The following is a 21,799-nucleotide window of genomic DNA, read 5'->3' on the forward strand; positions in this document are numbered from 1 at the left end:
TCACCACAGTGACGCCGTGTACAGCACGGAGCGGACGTCGGCCGGGCCGAAAGCGAGCTCACGCAAGAGTGCGGTGGTGCCTTCGTCGGGGTCGATGAGCGCCACCTCGCGGCGTTCGTACTCGCGCGCCAGTTCCGGCGACACCATGCCCGCGTGGTCGTCCGAGGGCGCCCACGGTCCCCAGTGGACGGTCAGCGCCCGGCAGCCGGTGCGCTCGGCCCACTGTTCGCCCAGGGTCTCCAGTGCGTCGTTCGCCGCCGCGTAGTCGGTCTGGCCCCGGTTTCCCAGCACCGCGGCGATGCTGCCGAAGAACGTCACGAACGCGGGCCGTACACCGAAATGCTCCAGAGCGTCGAGCACCGCGCGGGCACCGTCCACTTTGGTCCCGTAGACCGTGCGGAACGAGTGCTCGTCCTTGTCGGCCATCAGTTTGTCGTCGATCACCCCGGCGGCGTGGACGACACCGTCGATCCGGCCGTAGCGGGTGTGCAGATCCTTCACCACTTGCCGGACGGCGGCGGCGTCGCGCACGTCGAGCGACCGGTAGGCCGCGACACCGCCCGCCGCGGCGATCTGGTCGAGTGTTCTCGCGATCTCACGCTGGGCCAGCACGGTACGCACCCGGCGTTCGATGTCCGCCAGCGAACCACCCCGCGCGGCCAAGGCCGAGCGCATCCCCGGCGCGTCACCGGGCAGGTCTTCGTCGCCGGGTTCGGCAGGCCACGGGGTGCGCCCGGCGAGTTCGATCCGGCATCCGCTCGCCGCCAGCGCGACCGCCGCCCGCGCGGTGATCCCCCGTGCGCCGCCGATCAGCAGCAGCACCGAATCCTGGTCGAGGCCGAGTGCCTTGACCTCTCCGCCGCCGGGGCCGGCGCCCGCGTACGCGATCGAACCGAGAGAGCCCGCGGAGGGTTCGAAGGCCGCGCGCCCCGCGGTGTCGTAACGGACGGCCGCCGGTCCGTCGGCGATCGCCTCTTCCAGCACTATCCGTGCCAGGTCCACCGTCGACTCCAGCTCCACCAGCCTGGTCGGCTCGGTCCGCTCCCGCGCCGCGGCACGGACGAGACCGCGCAGTCCGGCGGTGTGCCCGGCGCCCGCCCTCGCCACCACGACCACCGCGCCCTTGGCCGCTTTGAGCAGGCCGAAGACCTGGGCGGCGACCGGTTCTTCGGTGTCCGACAACGGATTCAGCACGAGGACGAAGTCGGCCTCTGCCCGCTCCTCCGGCACGGCGCCCGCGTCGAGGAACATCCCGCGGACCGACTCGGCCAAGTCCTCCTGGCCGGGCTCGAAGCTCACCGAGACCGTCTTGCCGGTCACCCTGGCGAAATCGGGTGTCGGGAGCGGCGCGGACACGCGGCCGAGCAGATACCGGCCGGGCGAGGTGCCCGCCGGGGCCGCGGCGACCGGGGCGGCCGGTTCGAGCCATTTCCGCAGCCGCGCGGCCAGCGCGCTCGCCGTCCGGTCGCGGCTGAGCTGATCCTGGGCGTCGTCGGGCACCCGTGCGGTGAGGCCGAGCTTCGCGAGCAGCGCGCCCGCGATTTCGGTGCGTTTGATCGAGTCGATGGAAAGGTCCGCTTCCAGGTCGAGATCGGCGTCGATCATCTCGGCCGGATAGCCGGTGCGTTCGCTGATCGCGCCGACCACGGTGGCCAGGACGTCGGTGATCGGGGCTGATGCCGGCATCGCGGCGGCCGGTTCCGGCTCGACGGCGGACCGGGGCGCGGCGACCGGGGCCTCGACGGGCGGCAATACCGACGGCACGACCGGGACCTGCACCGGGGCCGGGGCGAGCGGCGCGGTGCCGAGGTAGCCCAGCATCACGTCCCGTTGCGCCGCCAGCATTTCGCGGCTGGTGCGGAGGAATTCGACGACGGCCTGGTCACGACCGGGCGCGGGCTGGTTCATGGTCGTCCTCGGGATTCGTCGGGCGGGCACGAGCCCATGAGCGGGGACCTCGCCGCCGGGCGCGCGGACGGTCTGGCCGTCCACGGTCCAGGCGGGTGCGGGAAGCGGGCCGACGCGGACACGGCCGTGGAAGAGCCGTTCGGTGCGCACGTCGACACCCATGAGCGCCAGGCGCGCGAGCGTGGTGAGGAACCCTCGCAGCCCCGGCCCACCGGGGTCGCAAGCGAGCACGGTATGCGGCCGGTCACCGAGGATTTCCTTGGTCAGCCGGGAAAGCACCTGCCCGGGGCCCGCCTCGACGAACGTGCGCGCACCCGCCGCGTACATGTCCTCGACCAGCTCGACGAAGCGCACCGGCGATCCGATCTGCGCGGCGAGTCCGGCGCGTACGGCACCGGCGTCGTACGGCCGGGCGGTATGATTCGACCACACCGGCGCGCCCGGCTCACCGATCTCGGCGTTGTCGAGATCGACGGCGAACACCTCACTCGCCCCGGCCACCAGCGGACTGTGGAAGGCACAGGCGACGGGGATCCGTTTGGCCGCGATCCCCTGGTCCCGCAGCATCCGGACGGTCTCCTCCACGGCGGCCGTCGGTCCGGAAAGGACGGTCTGGTCCGGCGCGTTGTGGTTGGCCAGTACGACGTCCGGGTGCTCGAGCGCGGTGGCCAGTTCCTCGCGGGACGCCTTCACCGCGGCCATCGCGCCCGGGTCGGTGCCCGCGACTTCGGCGATCGAACGAGCCCTGGCCCGGCTGAGCGCCACCAAGGTCGGGGTGTCGAAGGCGCCCGCGACCGACAGCGCGGTCAGCTCGCCGAAGCTGTGCCCCGCCAGCAGGTCCGGCCGGACACCGAGATCGGCCAGCAACCGGCACACGGCCGACTCGACGAGCCCGAGCGCGGGCTGCGCGACCCGCGTGTCCTTGAGTGCCTCGTCCTGGGCGGCCCGTGCCTCTTCGGTGAACGCACGCGGCGGGAAGGCGGTCGCGGCGACGTCGGGAGCGAGCCTCAGCACGTCGGCCAGTTCGGGGAAGTGCACGAACAACTCCGCCAGCATTCCCGTGCGCTGGCTGCCCTGGCCGGGGAACAGGAACGCGACGGCACCGGTTTCGACGTGCTCGGCGGTGAGCCCTCCGCCGTTCTCGGCGGCCTCACGCAGCTCCGCGAGGTCACTCGCGACGACCGCGAGCCGCACCGGTTCGGCTCCGCCGCGTTCGGCGGCGAGCGCGGCGATCTCCCGCAGCGGACGGCCTTCGTTCGCCGCGAGCAGGTCACGCAACGCGGCCCTGGCACCGTCCACATCGGACCCTCGGAGCAGCACCAGCTCCGCGTCCCAGTCACGCGGGCCGTGCCGCCGTCCCGGCGGGACTCCCGGGGCGGCGAGCACCGCGTGGAAGTTGGTCCCACCGAACCCGAACGCGCTCACTCCGGCGAACTCCCGGCCGCGGGGAACCGGCGCCGGCCGGGCCCCGGTGGAGAAGGTGAAGGGACTGCGCTCGGCGTCCCAGGCGGGGTTCGGCGTGCGCAGGTGCAGCGTGGGCGGTACGACCTCGTGCCACAACGCCAGCGCCGCCTTCATCAGGCCTGCCAGCCCCGCGGCGCATTTGGTGTGCCCGATCTGGCTCTTCACCGAGCCCAGTGCGCATCGGCCCGGTTCGGCTCCCGCGTCGAGGAAGAACTCGGTGAGCGTGGTCAGTTCGGTGGCGTCGCCGACGACCGTGCCGGTGCCGTGCGCCTCCACCAGCGAGACGTCCGCGGGAGAGACCCCCGCGTCGCGGTAGGCACGGGCGAGGGCCCGTCGCTGCCCCTCGGGACGCGGCGCGGTCAGGCCGAGCGCCTTGCCGTCACTGGCGGCGCCGACGCCCTTGACCACGGCGTAGACACGGTCGCCGTCGCGTTCGGCGTCGGCCCGGCGCTTGAGCACGAGGCACGCGACGCCCTCGCCGAGCGCGATCCCGTCCGCCCCCGCGTCGAACGGGCGGCACCGGCCGGTCGGCGACAGGGCCCCCGCGGAGGTGAACATGAGGTAGTCGTTGACGCCGTTGTGCAGGTCGACGGCGCCGCACAGGACCATCGAGCTCGTACCCGACCGCAGTTCCTTCACCGCGAGGTCCAGCGCCGCCAGCGACGAGCCGCAGGCGGCGTCCACGGTGTAGTTGGCGCCGCCGAGGTCGAGCCGGTTGGCGATCCGGCCGGAGATGACGTTGGCGAGCGTGCCGGGGAACGAGTCTTCGGTCAGCTCCGGCAAGCGCGCGAGGAGTTCCTCCGGGACGTCTTCGAGATAGCTGGGCAGCAGCGCGCGCAGCACACCGGCGTTCGCCAGATCGCCGCCGGCCTCGGCACCGAAGATGACGCTGGTGCGCTCGCGGTCGAAACCGCCGTCGCCGTAGCCCGCGTCTTCGAGGGCTCGGCGTGCCGTCTGCAGGGACACCAGCTGGGCCGGGTCGATGCTGCCCATCGACTTCGGCGGGATGCCGTACGCGAGCGGGTCGAACTCCACGGACGGCAGGAAACCACCCCATTCGGACGTCGACTGGTCCGCGTACACCTCCTTGTCCCAGCGTCGATCCGGCACCTCGGTGACGGCGTCCGCGCCGCGCAAGACGTTGGACCAGAAGGCAGGCAGGTCGGGCGCGCCGGGGAACACGCACGCCATGCCGACGATGGCGACGTCACCGTCCACAACGGACTCCACCACGGACTCCACGGCCGGCGCGCGGCCGGCGAGCAGTTTCGCCGCGCCCTCGGTGACTTCCCGGTGCAGGGCGGCGATGTCGGTGCGCTGCTCGCGCAGCACCGTCACCTGGCCCGCCAGGTACATTCCCTCGGCGAGCTGGCCGAGCGCGTCGACCTCGACCAGGGCGTCGCCTTCCCGCCGGATGCCCTTGCTCGCGATCCGCAGCCGTCCGGTGTTCAGCTCCTCCAGCCGTTGCCAGCTCTCCTGCGGCGGGACGCCGTCCGCCCGGAGCCCGGCCTTCACCGCGGCGAACTCGTCGGTGTACGGGCTGGGCAGGCAGCGGGTCAGATGCCCGGGCGCGGTCTCCAGGGTGACCGTGGACCGGGCGTCGAGCACACGGTCCTGGAAGACCTCGGTGATGGCGCCGTGGGTCACGGCTTCCTCGGTGAACAGGTACGCGGTGCCCATCAGGACACCGATTCCGGTCAGCGGTCCCGCCATCGCCGAGACCATGGCGGCGGACCGGGCGTCGTGGATCCCGCCCGCGAACAGCACCTCGACGTCCTCGGCACCGTGTTCGCGGAGGATGTCCAACTGCTGTTCCCACAGCACGAAACTGGACCGCGGGCCGATGTGCCCGCCGCATTCGGCGCCTTCGAAGACGAACCGGCGGATCCCGGCGTCGAGGAACTGCCGCAGGAGGATCGGGGACGGCACGTGGAGGAAGGTCGCGATCCCGTCGGCCTCCAGCGCCTTGGCCTGCGCGGGTTTCCCGCCGGCGATCAGCACACAGCGCGGACGCGCCGCCCGGATCGCCGCGAGTTGTCCGGCACGCAACGCCTCCGGGACGAAGCCGAGAATGCCCGCGCCCCAGGGCCGCTCGCCGAGCGCTTCGGCGGTGCGGCCGAGCAGTTCGGCGGTCTTGGCACCGTTCGCCGTCGCCACCGCGACGAACGGGAAGCCGTCGTGCGCGGCGACGGCGGCGGCGAAACCGGGCTGATCGCTCACCCGTGTCATCGGCCCCTGCACGACCGGCAGGCGGGTCCCCAACGTGCGGCACAGCCGTACGCCTTGGCCCGAGGGGCTCGCCGAGACCGGCACGGAGAGGGAACGCACGACCGTCCGGACAGCGCTTTCCGCATCCTCGAAGCGGTTCACGAACAACGCGGAGAGCCCGTCATCGGCCCTGGCCAGCTCGGCCCGCGCGATCGCGGGCACGTCGGCCTCCGGGAACAGGCCGAGCCCGTCGAGCACCACCCCCGCCGCGCCGCCGGCGATCGCGGCCACCGCCGTCCGCGGCCCGATGCCCCCGTACGCCCACACCGGGACGTCGTCGCCGAACCGCTTCAGCAACCGCTGCAGCAGAACGAACGTGGTGAGGTCCGAGCCGCCCGATTCGGCTCCCTTCGCCACCAGACCGGAGGCGCCCGCGTCGAGCATCCGGACGGCCTGCTCGACACCGGTCACCTCGGCCAGTACGGGAAGATCGGCCCCGCCCCGCCAAACCGCCCCCTCGGCCAGGAGGACGAGCCCCGCACCGCTCTCCCGCACCTCTTCGTCCCGCAGGTGCCGGCCCGCCGGGACGCGGACGCCGAACGGAGACCTGCCGTCCGACAGGGACGAGACGGACACGGTGGACCCGATGTCCACGATCCCGAGGCCGCCACCCCTGGCGACGGCGACCGCCAGCCCCGGATCCGGACGTCCGAGCGGGTTGACGCCGAGTACCCGCGTGCGCGCCGTCGCATGACTCACCGGCGGACCTCCTGTTCGGCTGGGGCTGGTCGAACCTCGCCGGGTTCGGCGATCTTTCAGCGGGATTCCCAAGAAATAACCTACTTGCCGCAGAGAGCGCAATACTCCCGTACCAAACCTCGGAAAACAAGGGATCACATGCTAAAGTCCGGCGCCGGAAACAAATATGTCGACACTGTCGGAACATGCTCTTGACCTGCACTTTTATCATCGTCGTCGCAGTTTCGAACAACGCGTTGCTCACCGGCATCACAAAACAGAAGAATTGTCATCGAAAGCAGGATCGATAACCATGGAGCGCATGTGGAAGTGACAGGACGAGTCGTCGTGCTGACCGGCGCGGCACACGGTATCGGCGCCGCGATGGCCCGGCGGTTCGCCGCCGAGGGCGCCGCCGGGGTGGTGGTCTCGGATCTCGATCTCGAGGCCGCCGAGCAGGTCGTCGCCGGGATCACCGCCTCCGGTGGCGCCGCGATCGCGCGACACGCCGACGCGTCGTCCAAAGAGGACCTGAAGATGCTGGTGGCCGAGGCCCGCACGGAGTTCGGGCCGGTGGACCTGTTCTGTTCCAACGCCGGTGCCGCGTTCGGGACGGGCGTGCACGCCGCGGACGAACAGTGGACGCGCTCGTGGGCGATCAACGTCATGCAGCATGTGCACGCCGCCCAGGTCGCACTCCCCGCGATGTTGAGCCGGCGCACCGGATATCTGCTGATCACGGCCTCGGGAGCGGGCCTGCTGGGCACGCCCGGCGACGCGCCGTACTCGGTGACGAAACACGCGGCCGTCGGCCTCGCCGAATGGCTGGCCATCACCTACCGGCCGCGCGGGGTGCGGGTCAGCGCGCTGTGCCCGCTCGGCGTGCGGACCGCGCTGCTGGAACCGGGCATCGCCGCCGGGCATCCCGCCGCGCTCGCCATCGCCGCCGCCGCGCCGTTGCTGGAGCCGGAGGAAGTCGCGGAGTCCGTCGTGCGAGGCCTGGCGTCGGAGGAGTTCCTGATCCTGCCGCACGAATCGGTACGGGAGACCTACGCCCGCAAGGCGGCCGGTCTCGACGAATGGATCGACCGCACCATCCTCGAAACCGGCGCGCGGAAGAGGTGACCATGGAATACCGCAGGCTCGGCGCGAGCGGGCTCTCCGTCAGCGAAATCTCCTATGGCAACTGGCTCACGCACCGCGACGGCGCGGAATGCGTCCCGGCCGCGCTCGACGCGGGCATCACGACCTTCCACACCGCCGCGGCCTGGGGCGGCGGCGCCGCCGAAGAAAGCCTCGCCGCGGCACTGAGCCCCGCGCGCCGCGACGATCTCGTCCTCTGCACCGGTGTCTTCTGGCCGGAAGGCCCGGGTGTCAACGACGCCGGCCTCAGCCGCAAACACCTGACCACGTCCCTGCACGGATCGCTGCGGCGGCTGCGCACCGACTACATCGACGTCTACCAGTTGCTGCGGTTCGACTACCGCACACCGCTGGAGGAAACGTTCCTCGCGCTGTCGGATCTGGTGCGGCAGGGAAAGATCCTCTACGCGGGCACCGCGGAATGGACGGCGGAACAGCTGCTCGAGGCACGGCCGATCGCCGAACGGCACGGCGTCCCGCTCATCGCCAACCAACCGCACTACTCCATGCTCTGGCGGGTCGCCGAAGCGCAGGTGATGCCGGTCTGCGAACGCGCCGGGATCGGCCAGTTCGCCTCGATCCCCCTCGCGCAAGGCGTCCTGACCGGCAAGTACCGGCCGGGGGTGCTCCCACCGGACTCCCGGGCCGCCAAGTCCGCCGAAGCGCGGCCGCTGCTCCTGCCGGACCTCCTCGAACGCGTCGGCATGCTGCGCGGCGTCGCCGACGAGGCCGGGCTGACCATGGCCCAGCTGGCACTCGCCTGGACGTTGCAGCACGACACCGTCGCCTCGGTGGTGACCGGCGTGAGCAGCGCCGCCCAGGTGACCGAGAACGCGAAGGCGGCCGGGGTGGTGCTGGACCTCGACACGCTGACCCGGATCGACCAGCTGCTGGGCAGTTTCGTGCAGACGGATCCGCGGCTGACCTGGTCGCCGCCCGCGATCATCTGAGCCAGGGTCTGAGTGGCGATGGGGTTCCATCCGGCTGGACACGCGTGTCGTCCCTCCAGTCACCGATGTCGTCCGTCGAAACACACGTGCTGCCCGCAGGTAGCTATCCCAGGCCCGAATCGCCACGCACGACCACCTGGGCCTGCCGCGCACCTTCACCTCCTCCGGGGTTGGGGAAGCCCCTTTCACACCGCGCTCGCCCCCACTCACGACGCCAAGGCGGTCCGCAAGATGGCCTCGAACCGTTCCGCCGTCGGCGGTTCGTCGCGCAGCAAACCCTGCAGCAGCAACCCGTCCACCAGTCCGACCAGCATCTCGACCCGCACCGGATCGTCGGTGTGGCGGCGGGCGAAGTCCGCCAAGGCGGCCATCCAGCGATCGGTCGCTTCGCGGAGCTTCGGCTCGCGCGCCGCCAGGAGATACAGCTCGTACTCCGCCAGCAGATGTCCGGGCTTGGCGACGACTTCGGCCATCAAGGCGGCGAATCTCCGCAGCGCGTCCATGCCGCCGTCGGCCTCGGCGGCGAGGACGCGCATCCGCTCGGCGTCTTCGTCCATGCACTGGGTGAGCGCGGCCGTCAGCAGGGCTTCGATCCCCCGGAAGTGGTACGCGGCCGCTGTCGCGGGCAGCCCCGCCTCACGGGCGACGGTGCGATGACTGACCCCCGAAACCCCGTCCCGCGCGACGATGCGCAAGGTGGCCTCGATCAGTTCCCGTTTGCGGTGCTCGCCCTTGGCGAGACGGCCATCGGCGCTCGGCGCGTTCACCGTGCCGCCTCCTCACTGATCGTGGTCTTCCTGCTCAGCAGAGGATAGGAGAGCAAGGCGATCAAGATGATCAAGCCACCGGCGGCCACCGCGACGGCGAACCCGCCATCCGGCCCGAAGCGGTCGACGATCTCGCCCGACACCGCGGCGCCGAGCGCGACCCCGATGCTGAGACCGGTGATCGCCCACGTCATCCCCTCGGTCAGCTTCTCCGCCGGAACGATCTTCTCGATCATCCCCATGACGACGATCATCGTGGGAGAGAAGAAAAATCCGGCGACGAACACCACCGCGCACAGGCTCACGACACCGTCCACGACCAGCAACGGCATCACGCTCGCGGCCGTGCCCGCGGTGCCGATCAGCAGCAGCCGAGGCGGTGTCACGGCAAGCTTGAGCGTTCCGAAGACCAGTCCCGAGATCGCGGAACCCACCGCGTAGACCGAAACGACGATGCCCGCGGCCGACGGCGACCCGGCCTGCCGGGCGAACGCCACGCTGACGACGTCGACCGTGCCGACGATGACGCCGCCCGCCACCAGCGTCAGGACCAGCACCCGCACCGCACCCAACCGGATCGCCGAACTCCCGGAAGTTCCACTCGGCGGCAGCACGGGCGGCTCCGTCTCGCGTTGCGCGACGAACAACAGCACTCCGGCGACGAGGAACACCACGGCGACCAGCGGCCCCGCTTCCGGGAACACGGTGGTGCACAACGCGACCGAGAGAGCGGGACCGATGACGAAGGTCAGTTCGTCGACCACCGATTCCAGCGCGAAGGCCGTGTGCAGCCGAGGCGAGCCGCGGTACAGCCGCGACCACCGGGCCCGGACCATCGCCGCCATGCTGGGCATGAAGCCGGCGAGGACCGCGGACACGTACAGCGTCCAGACCGGCGCCCCGGACCGCGCGCAGAGCAGGAGCGCGCCGAGCGCCAGCACACTGATCCCGGTGACGGGCACCAGGATCCGGCTCTGCCCCCGGCGGTCCACCAGCCTCGAGACCTGCGGCCCGAGCAGCGCCGTGGACAGCGTGAACGCCGCCGAGACCAGTCCGGCGAGCCCGTAGTCCCCCCGTGTCTGCGCCAGCATCGTGATGATCCCGATCCCCATCATGGGGACCGGGATCCGCGCGACCAGCCCGGCGGCGGAGAAGGCGAGAGAGCCCTTGGCGGAAAACAGCTCTCGATATCGGCCCGGCACGGCACACCCCACAACTCGAACGATCGTTACATTTTGAACAATCGTTTCACTTTATACCCTCATGGCGCCCGTCCCGCAACGAGCGCGAGCGCTTCGGCCAGCCCTGCCGTCTCGCCGTCCTGCGCGGCCCAGGCGACGTAGCCGTCCGGCCGCATCAGAAAGGCCTGATCGGATTCGGCCTCGACGAACCGCACGCGGCCGTTCGCAACGGCACGGCACTCGTCCGCACGGGCCACCAGGAGCGCGCATCCGTCCTCCGACACCAGCGGCCGCGGGGCGAACCGGCCGACCAGCGGATGCGTGGCGTCCGGCGCGTAGTCGATGTCGTCCCCGTTGCTCATCGCGATGAAGTGCCGTTTGGCCGCCGGGATCGCCAGGGTCTCCGCCATCACCTCTCGGAGCGCGGCGACCTGCGGGCCGGGACGCAGCAACGCGACCTGTGCCCGAGTGTTGCGCAGGACGCGTTCCCCGACCGGATGCCGTTCCGCGGTGTAGGTGTCCAGCAAGGACTCCGGCGCCAGTCCGCGGACGACCAGGCCCAGTTTCCAGCCGAGGTTCATCGCGTCCTGCAACCCCAGGTTCAGCCCCTGTCCACCGATCGGCGAATGCACGTGGGCGGCATCGCCCGCCAGGAGGACACGGCCCCGCCGGTAGGTCGCGGCCTGACGCGTGTTGTCGCTGAAGCGGATCCCACCGTCGAACCGGACGAGTTCGACATCGACCCCCGCGACACGGCTGATGCTCGCCCGCATCTCGCCGGCTGTCAGCGGCGCGTTGCGGTCACCCGGTCCGCCGTCGAACTCCATGGTGGAGATCTCGCCCGGCACCAGTGACGTGTGCACCATCCCGCCGGGTCCGTGCATGGCCGAGTGCACCGCGCCGGGATCGGCCAGCTCCGCCGCGGCGACCCGGCCGGTCATCGTCGCGTCCGTGCCAGGGAACGCGAACCCGGTCCGTTTCCGCACGACACTGCGGCCTCCGTCGCAGCCCACCAGATAGGCGGCCCGCTCGGACCGGCCGTCGGCAAGCACGGCACGGACCCCCGAATGCTCCTGAACGAGGTCGACCACTTCGCGGCCTGTCCGGATCCGAACGCCGAGCTCGGTGGCCCATTCGGCGAGGATCCGTTCCAGGACGTGTTGGTTGAGCACGAACCCGCCAGCCGCTCCCGGAGGGACCTCGTCCTCGACGAGGGGCAAGCCGGCGAAATGCCCCCTAGCGCGGTTCCCTTTCAGCAGCCGGGAAAAGCCGGACGTCTCCTTCTGCGCCTTCGAGAACGCCTCGGTCAGGCCACGCAGCCGCAAGGACTGCGAAGTGCGGCCGTTGATCCCGCGCAGCCCGAAGCTCCGATTCCGGTGGGCCGCCCCGTCTGCCGCCTCCAGGACGAGCGGATCGGCTCCGGCCAGCCGGAGCTCGCCGGCCAGCAGCAGGCCGACCGGTCCCCCGCCCACGATGATCACGTCGTGCACAGCACCCCCTATTTACAGCGTATATTTACGCTGTAAATATGATAGATACACCGTAAACCTGTCAAGCGAAGGGAGCGAGATGACGCGGAGAGAACCGTTGAACCGAGAGAAGGTCTTGGACGCGGCCCTCGCCTTGGCCGGCGAGGAAGGCCTCAAGGGGCTGTCGATGCGCAAGCTCGCCAAGACGCTCGGCGTCGAAGCGATGGCGCTGTACAACCACGTTCGGAACAAGACCGACATCCTCGACGGCATCGCGGAGCGCGTCTACAGCGGAATCGAATCGGCCGACCCCGGCACGCCGTGGCCGGAACGGGTGCGGGTCACCGTGCTCAACCTCTACCGCGCGCTCGCCCGGCATCCGGTCGTGCCGATGGCATTGGCCACCGACGAGGCCAATCCGAATTCGCTGCGAGCCCTGCGGCCGGTCGAGGACCTCGTCGGCGCGCTCTACGAAGCCGGGTTCGAGGACGACGGCGTCCGTCAGACGCTGGGCGCTTTGAACAGCCTCGTCTTCGGCTCACTGCTGCTGACGACCGCCGGTTTCACCACGGCGCGCCGTGGTGAAACCGGGCAAGATCCTTACCTGCGGCGGATCGATCCGGTGGCACTGCCGAACTTCAGCCGCGCCTTACCGGCGCTGGCGGCCGTGGACCCCGAGCGGGACTTCACGCGGGCGCTGGACCTGCTGATCAGCGGCCTCGTCGCGGCCGCGCCGCAGAACGGGTCGTGAGTGGCGATTCAGGTTGGAACGCGATGCCATGCAGCTTGCGTCGATCATGAAGCCCTGTGTTTCACATAGTCTCGCGCGAGGATCGTGAGTGGCGAAGAGGGGTAATGAGAGGTAAGTCGCACCCGTCGTGCTTCAGGGCGTGTGGTCGCTCTCTGTAGGCGGTTTGCTGTTCGTGAAAGCCTCCGTGCCTGCTCTGCAGGCACGGAGGGAGATTCGCCCCCTTAAGATGTGTTCCCCGTTGACAGTGGGACGGCTGTGACGCCGGCGCCGGGTCGTGAAGTCCGCTTGCTCACGAGTGGCGGCGACGCCGGTGATCCCGCGGGCACTTCTCGCGCCTCGAGGCACGCGGCGTGCCGGGCGCGACCACCCGGGCCGATTCCTTCAGCTACCCCTCGGCGGCCTTGAACCACGCGCCGATTCCGGCGAGCGCGCCTGGACCGTAGTCACCCCTGACGTCGTCGGCCAGATTCGCGATGGAGACCGCGCGCAACGCCGCCCGCCACTGGGCTTCGGCGTTCGCCATCGCGCGGCTGATCGCGCACGGCGCGGCGCACACCTCGGGCGGGGTCGCCATCGGGCCGCGCTGCCGGATCTCCGTGCAGACGAAGGCGGGGCCGGGCCCGTCGATGGCCTCCACGACGTCGAGCACCGTGATCTCCGACGGGGGCCGGGTGAGGACGTATCCCCCGGCCTTTCCTTGCACCGAACGGATGAGATCGGCCCGCGAAAGCGCCTGAAGTTGCTTCGCGAGGTAGCTCGGGGAGACGTCGTGCAGCTGCGCCAGGCGCGCGGCGGGCGCGGGTTCGTCGACCGAGGTCAGGACGACGCAGCAGTGCAGGGCCCACTCGACCCCACCGGACATCTTCACCCGGATGACTCTAACCCGTCTCTTGACTCGGACACAATGTATCCGAGTATTATCTCGGACATGAGATGTCCGATTTAGCGGGCACCTACCGAGAAAGGGCGTTGGCTCATGAAATTCGCGATCATCGGCGGGACCGGACTGATCGGTTCGCAGGTCGTACGGAAGCTGAACGAGGCCGGGCACGAGGCGGTGCCGCATTCGCCGTCCACCGGCGTCGATCTCCTCACCGGCCAGGGGCTGGACTCCGCGCTCGACGGCGCCGACGTGGTCGTCAACCTCACGAACTCGCCGACCTTCGACGACGCCTCCCCCGCGTTCTTCCGGACGTCGATGGACAACCTCGTCGCCGCCGCGAAGAAGGCGGGCACCGGGCACTTCGTGATCCTGTCGATCGTCGGCGTCGACCAGGTGCCCGAACTCGACTACTACCAGGCAAAGACCCTGCAGGAAGACATCCTCGAGAACAGCGGCGTCCCCTACTCGATCGTCCGCGCCACCCAGTTCATGGAATTCGTCGACGCGGTGCTGTCCTGGACCGCCGACGAGACCACGGTCCGCCTGCCCAGTACGCCGATCCAGCCGATCGCCGCGGCGGACGTCGCCGCCGCGGTCTCCGAGATCTCGGCCGGGAAGCCGCTGAACGGGATCCTCGACGTGGGCGGCCCGGACGTGTACCCGCTGGCCGAACTGGGCCGGATCACCCTGGCCGCCAAGAAAGACACGCGTTCGGTGACCGCCGACGAGACAGCGGGCATGTTCGCCGCCGTCCAGGGGGACGTGCTCACCACCAAGGACGGTGCCCGCATCGCCGAGACCCGCTATCTCGACTGGCTGGAGTAGAGACAGGCAAGCCAATCTGTGAGGGCCCGTCCGCCGCGGTCCGAGGTCTCCGATGCCGCATCGGAGACCTCGCCCGCTCACGACCGCAGGAGCTCAGCTCGGCAGCAGCGCCGGAGCGGCGAGACGGCGGGCGTTCGCCGCTTCGTCGTCCGGCTGGGTCTGGGCGGAACGTTCCGCTTCGACCCGCGCGAGGTAGTGGGCGACCTCGCGGTCCCGTTCGTGCGAGTCCCAGCCCAGCAGCGGCGCCATCAGCTCCGCCACCACCGGCGCCGCCGTCACGCCGCGGTCACGCTCCTCGATGGAGATCCGCGTGCGCCGCGTCAGGACGTCCTCCAGGTGCAGCGCGCCCTCGTGCGAGACGGCGTAGACGACCTCCGCCTTCAGGTAGTCCGCCGTTCCCGGGATCGGCTCGCCCAGTCCGGGACGCTCCGAGATCGACTCCAGGATGTCCTCGATCGCGGTGCCGTAGCGCTGGAGCAGGTGCTCGATCCGGCCGATCGGCAGCCCCGCGCGCTGGGCGAGCGAATGCCGCGCACCCCACAGCTCGTGATAGCCCGTCGCGCCCACGATCGGCAGCCGCTCGGTCCACGAAGACGGCGCCGGGCGGCCGAGGTCGTCCACCGCGACGTCGACCGCGTCGGCGGCCATCACGCGGTACGTCGTGTACTTGCCACCGGCCACGATCACCAGACCGGGCACCGGATGCGCGACAGCGTGCTCCCGCGACAGTTTCGTCGTCGAGGTCGCCTTCGCCGCCAGGAGCGGCCGAAGCCCGGCGTACACGCCTTCGATGTCTTCGGCGGTGATCGGCGTGCGCAGGACCGCGTTGAGATGATCGAGCACGTAGTCGACGTCCGCCTGGCTGGCCGCCGGGTGTTCGCGGTCGAGGTCCCATTCGGTGTCGGTGGTGCCGACGATCCAGTGCCGTCCCCACGGGATGACGAACAGGACGCTCTTCTCGGTGCGCAGGATCAGCCCGGTGTCCAGGTCGATCTTCTCGCGCGGCACCACCAGGTGGACACCCTTCGACGCGCGCACGGTGAACGGCGCGGGGATGCCCGCCGCTTCGGCCATGTCGTCGCTCCACACGCCGGTGGCCGCGACGACCGTCTTCGCCCGGACCTCGATCTCCGCGCCGCTCTCGCGGTCGACGACCTTGGCGCCGACGACGCGTTCGCCGTCACGGATCAGCGACGTCACCCGAGCGCGGGTGAGGACGGAAGCGCCCTGCTCGGCCGCTGTCCGCGCGATCGTCATCGTGTGGCGGGCGTCGTCGACCTGGGCGTCGTAGTACTGGATGGCGCCGATCAGGGCGTCGTCCGCGAGGCCGGGAGCGACCCTGCCCGCGCCGCGTTTGGACAGATGCCGGTGCCGCGGCAGGGCACGCGCTCCACCGAGGGTGTCGTAGAGCGTGACACCCGCGCCGATGTAGCCGCGCTCCCAGACGCGGTGCTTGAGCGGCACCAGGAACTTCACCGGCCGGACCAGATGCGGCGCGAGAGTCTGCAGCAGCAGGCCCCGTTCCTTCAGCGCCTCACGGACCAGCTTGAAGTCCAGGTTCTCCAGGTAGCGCAGCCCGCCGTGGATCAGCTTCGAAGACCGGCTCGACGTTCCTGCGGCGAAGTCGCGGGCCTCGACGAGCGCGACGGAGAGCCCGCGCGAAGCCGCGTCGAGCGCGACGCCGGCACCGGTCACTCCCCCGCCGACGACGAGGACTTCGACCTCTTCACGAGCCAGCTTGCGCAGCGTCTCGGCACGGTAGACCGGGGAAAGCGGTACGGGTGTCACTGTGTTCCTCCTGTTCGTCGGGCTCACTCGACCTCGACCCAGTCCAGCGTGCGGCCGACGGCCTTCTGCCAGCCCGCGTAGCCCTCGGCACGCTGTTCGTCCGTCCACGACGGCTCCCAGCGCTTGTCCTCGTTCCAGTTCTGTTCCAGCTCGTCGGTGGATTTCCAGAACCCGACCGCCAGGCCCGCCGCGTAGGCGGCGCCGAGCGCGGTGGTCTCGGCGACCACCGGCTTCGACACCGGCACACCGAGGATGTCCGCCTGCAACTGCATGCACAGTTCGTTCGCGGTCACGCCACCGTCCACCCGCACCACGTCGAGCGTCACGCCCGAGTCGTTCTGCATGGCCTCGACGACGTCGCGGGTCTGGTAGCAGATCGCTTCGAGCGTCGCCCGCGCCAGATGCGCGTTGGTGGTCGCCCTGGTGAGCCCGACGATCGCGCCGCGCGCGTCCGAACGCCAGTACGGCGCGAACAGGCCCGAGAACGCGGGGACGAAATAGACGCCGCCGTTGTCCTCGACCTGACGGGCGAGGCTTTCACTCTGCGACGCCCCGCTGATGATGCCGAGCTGGTCGCGCAGCCACTGCACGGCCGAACCGGTGACGGCGATCGAACCTTCCAGCGCGTACACCGGTTTCTCGTCGCCGAACTGGTAAGCCAGCGTCGTGAGCAGACCGTGCTTCGAGCGCACGACCTCGTGGCCGGTGTTGAGGAGGAGGAAGTTGCCGGTGCCGTAGGTGTTCTTGGCTTCACCGGGCCGGAAGCACACCTGGCCGACGGTCGCCGCCTGCTGGTCGCCGAGCACACCGGTGATGGCGACCTCGCCGCCGAGTGGGCCATTCGCGCGGGTGACGCCGAAACGGCCGTCGTTCGACGACGGGGCGATCGACGGCAGCATCTGCTTGGGGATGTCGAAGAACGACAGCAGTTCGTCGTCCCACTCAAGGGTTTCGAGGTTCATCAGCATCGTGCGCGACGCGTTGGTCGGGTCGGTCACGTGCACACCGCCGTCGGGGCCGCCGGTGAGGTTCCAGATGAGCCAGGAGTCGGTGGTGCCGAAGAGCGCGTCGCCCTTTTCGGCGTCCTCGCGGACACCGTCGACGTTCTCCAGGATCCACTGCAGCTTGCCACCGGAGAAGTAGGTCGCGGGCGGCAGCCCGGCCTTCTGCCGGATGACGTCGCCCTTGCCCGCGCGCTCCAGCGCCGAGGCGATCCGGTCGGTGCGGGTGTCCTGCCACACGATGGCGTTGTGGTACGGGCGGCCGGTGCGGCGGTTCCACACGACGGTGGTCTCGCGCTGATTGGTGATGCCGAGCGAAGCGAGGTCGGCGGCGGTGAGCTTCGCCTTGTTGAGCGCGGTCGCGATGACCGAACGGGTCCGCTCCCAGATCTCGGTGGCGTCGTGCTCGACCCAGCCCGGTCTGGGCAGGATCTGCTCGTGCTCGAGCTGGTGGCGGGCGATCTCGCCGCCGCCGTGGTCGAAGATCATGAAGCGCGTGCTGGTGGTGCCCTGGTCGACGGCGCCGATGTAGTCAGGCATGGTTTCTTCCCTTCAGGAAACGCGCTCGACGTCTTGGGCGGGCAGGTGACGCTCGATGAAGAACTTGTAGATCGCGCCGCCGACGACCGCACCGATGACCGGGGCCACGATCGGAATCCACCAGTACGGATAGCCGTATTGATCGGTGAACGCGGTGTCGTAACCGGTGAGCCAGGACATCAGCCGCGGGCCGAAGTCGCGGGCGGGGTTGATCGCGTAGCCGGCGTTGGTGCCCCAGGCCATGCCGATCGCGACCACCAGGAAGCCGACGACGACCGGGGCGAGGTTCGCGGCGGGCGCGGTGTTGCGGAGGTCGGTGATGGCGAAGATCACCAGCGCGAGGATCGCGGTCCCGATGATCTGGTCACGGAAGGCACCCCAGTCACTTACCGGAAGGGTTCCGTTACCCGGAAGGGTGGAGAAGACACCTTGGGTCTTGATCGTCAGTCCGGGGTCGGCGGCGTTCAATACCTCGGTGTAGTTCCAGCGCACCAGCAACGCGGCGACGAACGCCCCGGCGGTCTGCGCCAAGGCGTACGGGGCGACCTTGCGCCACGAGAAGCCTTTGAACACCGCGAGCGCCACCGTGACGGCGGGGTTCAGATGCGCGCCGCTGATCCGTGAAGCCACGTAGATACCGAGCGTGACACCGATTCCCCAAGCCCACGCGATGCTGTCGTGGTCCCCGATGCCCGCGGCGGCGACTTGAGCCACCACCCCGCAGCCGAACAGGATGAGGATCATCGTCCCGACGAACTCCGCCGCCAGTTCGCCCGCCGGCCCGCGAGCTCTGAGGTTTCGCACCATTGCTTCCTCCACAAAGGACACCGTTGCCCTGTTGAGGCCGAAGTTAAGTTCGCGGGAACGCGGGGTCAACGGACGCCGGTCGGCATTGTCGAACGCGCGGAGACGACGTTCGACATTGTCGAATCAGGGCCGGTCGGGCTACGGTGGGGCCGTGCCCGGTCCGATCCAGTCCATCGAGCGCGCCGCCGCGATCCTGCGGTTGCTGGCGCGCGGTTCGGGACGTCTCGGGGTCGGTGAGATCGCCGATTCCCTCGAGCTCGCCAAGGGAACGGCGCACGGGATCCTGCGCACCCTGCAAGGGGTCGGCTTCGTCGAACAGGACCGTGACACCGGGAAATACCAACTGGGTGCGGCACTGCTGCACCTCGGCACCAGCTACCTCGACGTCAACGAACTCCGGTCCCGCGCGATCAACTGGGCCGACGCCCTGGCCGCGCGCAGCGGTGAGGCCGTCCGGATCGGCGCGCCGCTGGAAGGCCGGGTCCTAGTGGTGCACCACGTGTTCCGGCCCGACGACAGTCTGCAGACCCTGGACGTCGGCACGCTTCTGCCGTTGCACGCGACGGCGCTCGGAAAAGTACTCCTGGCCTACGACACCGGTCTCGTGGCATCGTTGCGCAGCGGCGGGCCGGAGGCCTACACCCGCCGGACCCTGGTCACCCAGACGGCGATCAAACGCGCCTGCGGCAAGGTGCGCGAGGCGGGCTGGGCGAGCGAGAACGGCGAGATGATCACCGGGGAGGCCGGGCTGGCGGCGCCGATCCGCGGTCAAGGCGGCATCGTGGTCGGCGCGATCGGGGTGTCCGGCGCGGCGGACCGGATCTGTGAAGCCGACGGCAGCCCGATCCCGCGGCTGCTCGGCCACGTACGCGACGCGGCACGGGCGGTCTCCCGCGATCTCGGCGCGTCCCGATGGTGATGGAGGTGCGCGCGTGGTCCAGCGCTACGTGATGTCGATCGACCAGGGCACCACCTCGACACGGTGCATCCTGTTCGACGCGCGCGGCAGGCTGGTCTCGGTCGCGCAGCGCGAGCACCAGCAGCACTTCCCCCGGCCGGGCTGGGTCGAGCACGACGCGACGGAGATCTGGCGCAACGTCGGCCGGATCGTGCCGCAGGCGCTGGCCGACGCCGGCGTCGAACCGGCGCAGGTGGTCGGCCTCGGCATCGCCAACCAGCGCGAGACGACGGTGCTGTGGGACCGGCACACCGGCAACCCGGTCGGCCGCGCGATCGTCTGGCAGGACACCCGCACCGACGCGATGCTCGAACACCTCGCCCGCGAGCCGGGCGCCGACCGTGTCCGGCGCCTGTGCGGGCTGCCGCTGGCCACGTACTTCTCCGCACCGCGTATCCGGTGGATGCTGGAAAGGACCCCCGGCCTGCGGGAACGCGCCGAACGCGGCGACGTGCTGTTCGGGACGGTCGAGAGCTGGCTGATCTGGAATCTGACCGGCGGCCCCGAGGACGGCGTCCACATCACCGACGTCACCAACGCCTCGCGCACCCTGTTGATGAACCTGCGGACGCTGTCCTGGGACGACGAGCTGCTGGAGTTCTTCGACGTCCCGCGCGCGATGCTGCCGGAGATCCGCCCGTCGGCCGAGGTGTACGGGACGACGTCACGGGTGGTGCCGGGGATTCGGATCGCGGCGGCGCTCGGTGACCAGCAGGCGGCCTTGTTCGGTCAGACCTGCTTCGCGCCCGGCGAGGCGAAGTGCACGTACGGCACGGGAAGCTTCCTGTTGCTGAACACCGGCCCGACGCCGGTGCTCTCGGCGCACGGCATGCTGACCACCGTCGGGTTCAAGATCGGCGACGAGCCCGCCGTGTACGCCCTCGAAGGATCGATCGCGGTCACCGGATCGCTGGTGCAGTGGTTCCGGGACGGGCTGGAGCTGATCGGCAGCGCGCCCGAGATCGAGACGCTGGCGCGCACGGTCGAGGACAACGGCGGCTGCTACATCGTGCCCGCCTTCTCCGGTTTGTTCGCACCGCACTGGCACAGCGAGGCGCGCGGCGTGATCGCCGGGCTGACCTCGTACATCACCAAGGGGCATCTCGCGAGGGCCGTCCTGGAGGCGACGGGCTGGCAGACCCGCGAGGTCGTCGACGCGATGAACGCCGATTCCGGGCTCGCGCTGTCGACGCTCAAAGTGGACGGTGGGATGACCGCCGACAACCTGCTGATGCAGTTCGTCGCCGACGTCCTCGACGTGCCCGTGGTCCGCCCGATGGTCGCCGAGACGGTGTCATTGGGCGCGGCGTACGCGGCCGGATTGTCGGTCGGGTACTGGCCGGATCTGGAGGGGCTGCGCCGGAACTGGCACCGCGCCGGCCAGTGGCTGCCGACGATGGACCCGGCCCGCCGCGACAGCGAATACGGGCACTGGCGGCAGGCCGTGGAACTGACCTTCGGGTGGACGCGCCCGGGTCCGGCGGCCGCTCCCCCCGGCTCCGACCTGGTCGAGGTCGTCCTGGCCGAGCACCGCCGGATCGAGCAACTCTTTCGCGACCTCCGCAACGACGAGGCCGACCGTCCGGCGCTGATCGCGGAACTCTGCGCGGCGCTGGTCGCCCATGCCACCGCGACGGAGCGGATAGTCCGTCCCGATGTGACCGAGAGCGGGCTGGCCGCCGAACTGCTGGCCGTGCTGGATTCCACCGACTCCGAGAAAGCATTGGCGGCACTGGAGAATTCGGTGGACGCGCATATCCGCGCGGAGGAACGCGGCCTGCTGAACGAACTCCGGCGCACACTGTCCACTTCGGACCGTACCGGCCTCGGCCGGGCGTTCGTGGCCGAACGGCAGCGGCAGCTGGATCTCGGCTGCGGCTCGGCCGCGCACATCCGCGAGCAGGGCTCCCGGTTGCGGCTCTCGTGACTGGCGGGTAGGTCGTGCTAGCCTGACGCCGTGCGCCGCTGGACTCGACTGGTAGTCAAGCGCGCCGGCTGAAACCAGGTCGCCGGCGCGCATTCCGGCGACCCCTCGGCACGGGGCATCTCCCGGGACCTGGCCCGCCACGGCCTGCACGTTTCCCGCCCTTGGAGCCCACGATGTCCGCTATCGCGGTTCAGCTTCCCGCACCTCGTACGTCCATGCTGGTCCGCCGCCGGATCGCGACCTACTTCGTCGGCGGCGTCGACCAGATCCCCGGCCTGGTCGAAGCGCTCGGCTGCCTGGTCCACGACCTGTCCGTCGACGTGCGCGACGGAGTCCGCGAAAGCACCATGACCTGCGCCGTGCTGATCGACGCCGCCGAGGTCGAGCCGCTGCTGGAGCGGCTGCGCGGGCTGCCCTCGGTCGTCTCTTCGGAGCTGGTCTGACGCCGGATGCGCGTGGCGATTCGGGTCTGGTGAGGGCAGGACACCTGT

General features: G+C 70.2%; 15 protein-coding genes. 7 read left to right on the top strand and 8 right to left on the bottom strand.

The window, feature by feature from the left end:
* A complete protein-coding gene (locus P3102_RS23200) occupies nt 1–6,339 on the bottom strand; it encodes a type I polyketide synthase (protein ID WP_276361718.1) in 6,339 nt (2,112 codons plus the stop codon).
* Between the two features lie 303 nt (nt 6,340–6,642).
* On the opposite strand from P3102_RS23200, the gene P3102_RS23205 reads away from it, so the two are divergent.
* Entirely contained in the window at nt 6,643–7,443 is an 801-nt protein-coding gene (locus P3102_RS23205) for an SDR family oxidoreductase (protein ID WP_276361719.1), read from the top strand.
* 2 nt (nt 7,444–7,445) lie between these two features.
* Entirely contained in the window at nt 7,446–8,411 is a 966-nt protein-coding gene (locus P3102_RS23210) for an aldo/keto reductase (RefSeq protein WP_276361721.1), read from the top strand.
* A 206-nt stretch (nt 8,412–8,617) separates the two neighbouring features.
* On the opposite strand, the gene P3102_RS23215 is transcribed toward P3102_RS23210, so the two are convergent.
* The 3 genes from P3102_RS23215 to P3102_RS23225 are packed head-to-tail and all read right to left on the bottom strand — an operon-like array spanning nt 8,618 to nt 11,849.
* Nucleotides 8,618–9,178: a TetR family transcriptional regulator gene (locus P3102_RS23215; RefSeq protein ID WP_276361722.1), complete on the bottom strand. Its 561-nt coding sequence runs from the start codon at nt 9,176–9,178 to the stop codon at nt 8,618–8,620.
* Nucleotides 9,175–10,380, bottom strand: coding sequence for an MFS transporter (locus tag P3102_RS23220; RefSeq protein ID WP_276361724.1), 1,206 nt, complete (start codon nt 10,378–10,380; stop codon nt 9,175–9,177). Before P3102_RS23220 ends, P3102_RS23215 begins: the two co-directional genes overlap by 4 nt.
* Before the next feature lie 59 nt (nt 10,381–10,439).
* Nucleotides 10,440–11,849, bottom strand: a complete 1,410-nt coding sequence (locus P3102_RS23225; RefSeq protein WP_276361725.1) for an FAD-dependent monooxygenase — start codon at nt 11,847–11,849, stop codon at nt 10,440–10,442.
* A 97-nt stretch (nt 11,850–11,946) separates the two neighbouring features.
* Between P3102_RS23225 and P3102_RS23230 the strand changes: the two genes are divergently transcribed.
* Entirely contained in the window at nt 11,947–12,579 is a 633-nt protein-coding gene (locus P3102_RS23230; RefSeq protein WP_276361726.1) for a TetR/AcrR family transcriptional regulator C-terminal domain-containing protein, read from the top strand.
* A 385-nt stretch (nt 12,580–12,964) separates the two neighbouring features.
* Here the strand turns inward: P3102_RS23230 and P3102_RS23235 are convergent, their stop codons facing one another.
* Nucleotides 12,965–13,441 (bottom strand): Rrf2 family transcriptional regulator, encoded by a 477-nt coding sequence (locus tag P3102_RS23235; protein WP_276371308.1) that lies wholly within the window; start codon nt 13,439–13,441, stop codon nt 12,965–12,967.
* Between the two features lie 114 nt (nt 13,442–13,555).
* On the opposite strand from P3102_RS23235, the gene P3102_RS23240 reads away from it, so the two are divergent.
* A complete protein-coding gene (locus P3102_RS23240) occupies nt 13,556–14,287 on the top strand; it encodes an NAD(P)H-binding protein (RefSeq protein WP_276361728.1) in 732 nt (243 codons plus the stop codon).
* Nucleotides 14,288–14,380: 93 nt separating this feature from the next.
* Here the strand turns inward: P3102_RS23240 and glpD are convergent, their stop codons facing one another.
* The 3 genes from glpD to P3102_RS23255 are packed head-to-tail and all read right to left on the bottom strand — an operon-like array spanning nt 14,381 to nt 18,423.
* Nucleotides 14,381–16,075 (bottom strand): glycerol-3-phosphate dehydrogenase, encoded by a 1,695-nt coding sequence (glpD, locus tag P3102_RS23245; RefSeq protein WP_276361729.1) that lies wholly within the window; start codon nt 16,073–16,075, stop codon nt 14,381–14,383.
* A 23-nt stretch (nt 16,076–16,098) separates the two neighbouring features.
* The gene (gene glpK, locus P3102_RS23250) at nt 16,099–17,616 is read right to left on the bottom strand and encodes a glycerol kinase GlpK (RefSeq protein WP_276361731.1); all 1,518 of its coding nucleotides are present in this window, start codon (nt 17,614–17,616) and stop codon (nt 16,099–16,101) included.
* Between the two features lie 12 nt (nt 17,617–17,628).
* The gene (locus P3102_RS23255; protein ID WP_276361732.1) at nt 17,629–18,423 is read right to left on the bottom strand and encodes an MIP/aquaporin family protein; all 795 of its coding nucleotides are present in this window, start codon (nt 18,421–18,423) and stop codon (nt 17,629–17,631) included.
* Between the two features lie 151 nt (nt 18,424–18,574).
* Here P3102_RS23255 and P3102_RS23260 point away from each other — a divergent pair, with 151 nt between their 5' ends.
* From P3102_RS23260 to P3102_RS23270, 3 genes are all read left to right on the top strand, one after another.
* Nucleotides 18,575–19,342 carry an IclR family transcriptional regulator gene (locus P3102_RS23260; RefSeq protein ID WP_276361734.1) on the top strand — a complete coding sequence of 256 codons (768 nt, stop codon included), beginning with the start codon at nt 18,575–18,577 and terminating at the stop codon, nt 19,340–19,342.
* A 13-nt stretch (nt 19,343–19,355) separates the two neighbouring features.
* A complete protein-coding gene (glpK, locus tag P3102_RS23265; protein WP_276361735.1) occupies nt 19,356–21,308 on the top strand; it encodes a glycerol kinase GlpK in 1,953 nt (650 codons plus the stop codon).
* Nucleotides 21,309–21,481: 173 nt separating this feature from the next.
* Entirely contained in the window at nt 21,482–21,751 is a 270-nt protein-coding gene (locus P3102_RS23270) for a hypothetical protein (RefSeq protein WP_276361737.1), read from the top strand.
* Nucleotides 21,752–21,799: the final 48 nt, after the last annotated feature.

The sequence above is a fragment of the Amycolatopsis sp. QT-25 genome, from assembly GCF_029369745.1.
In the GTDB taxonomy this organism is placed as follows: Bacteria; Actinomycetota; Actinomycetes; order Mycobacteriales; family Pseudonocardiaceae; genus Amycolatopsis.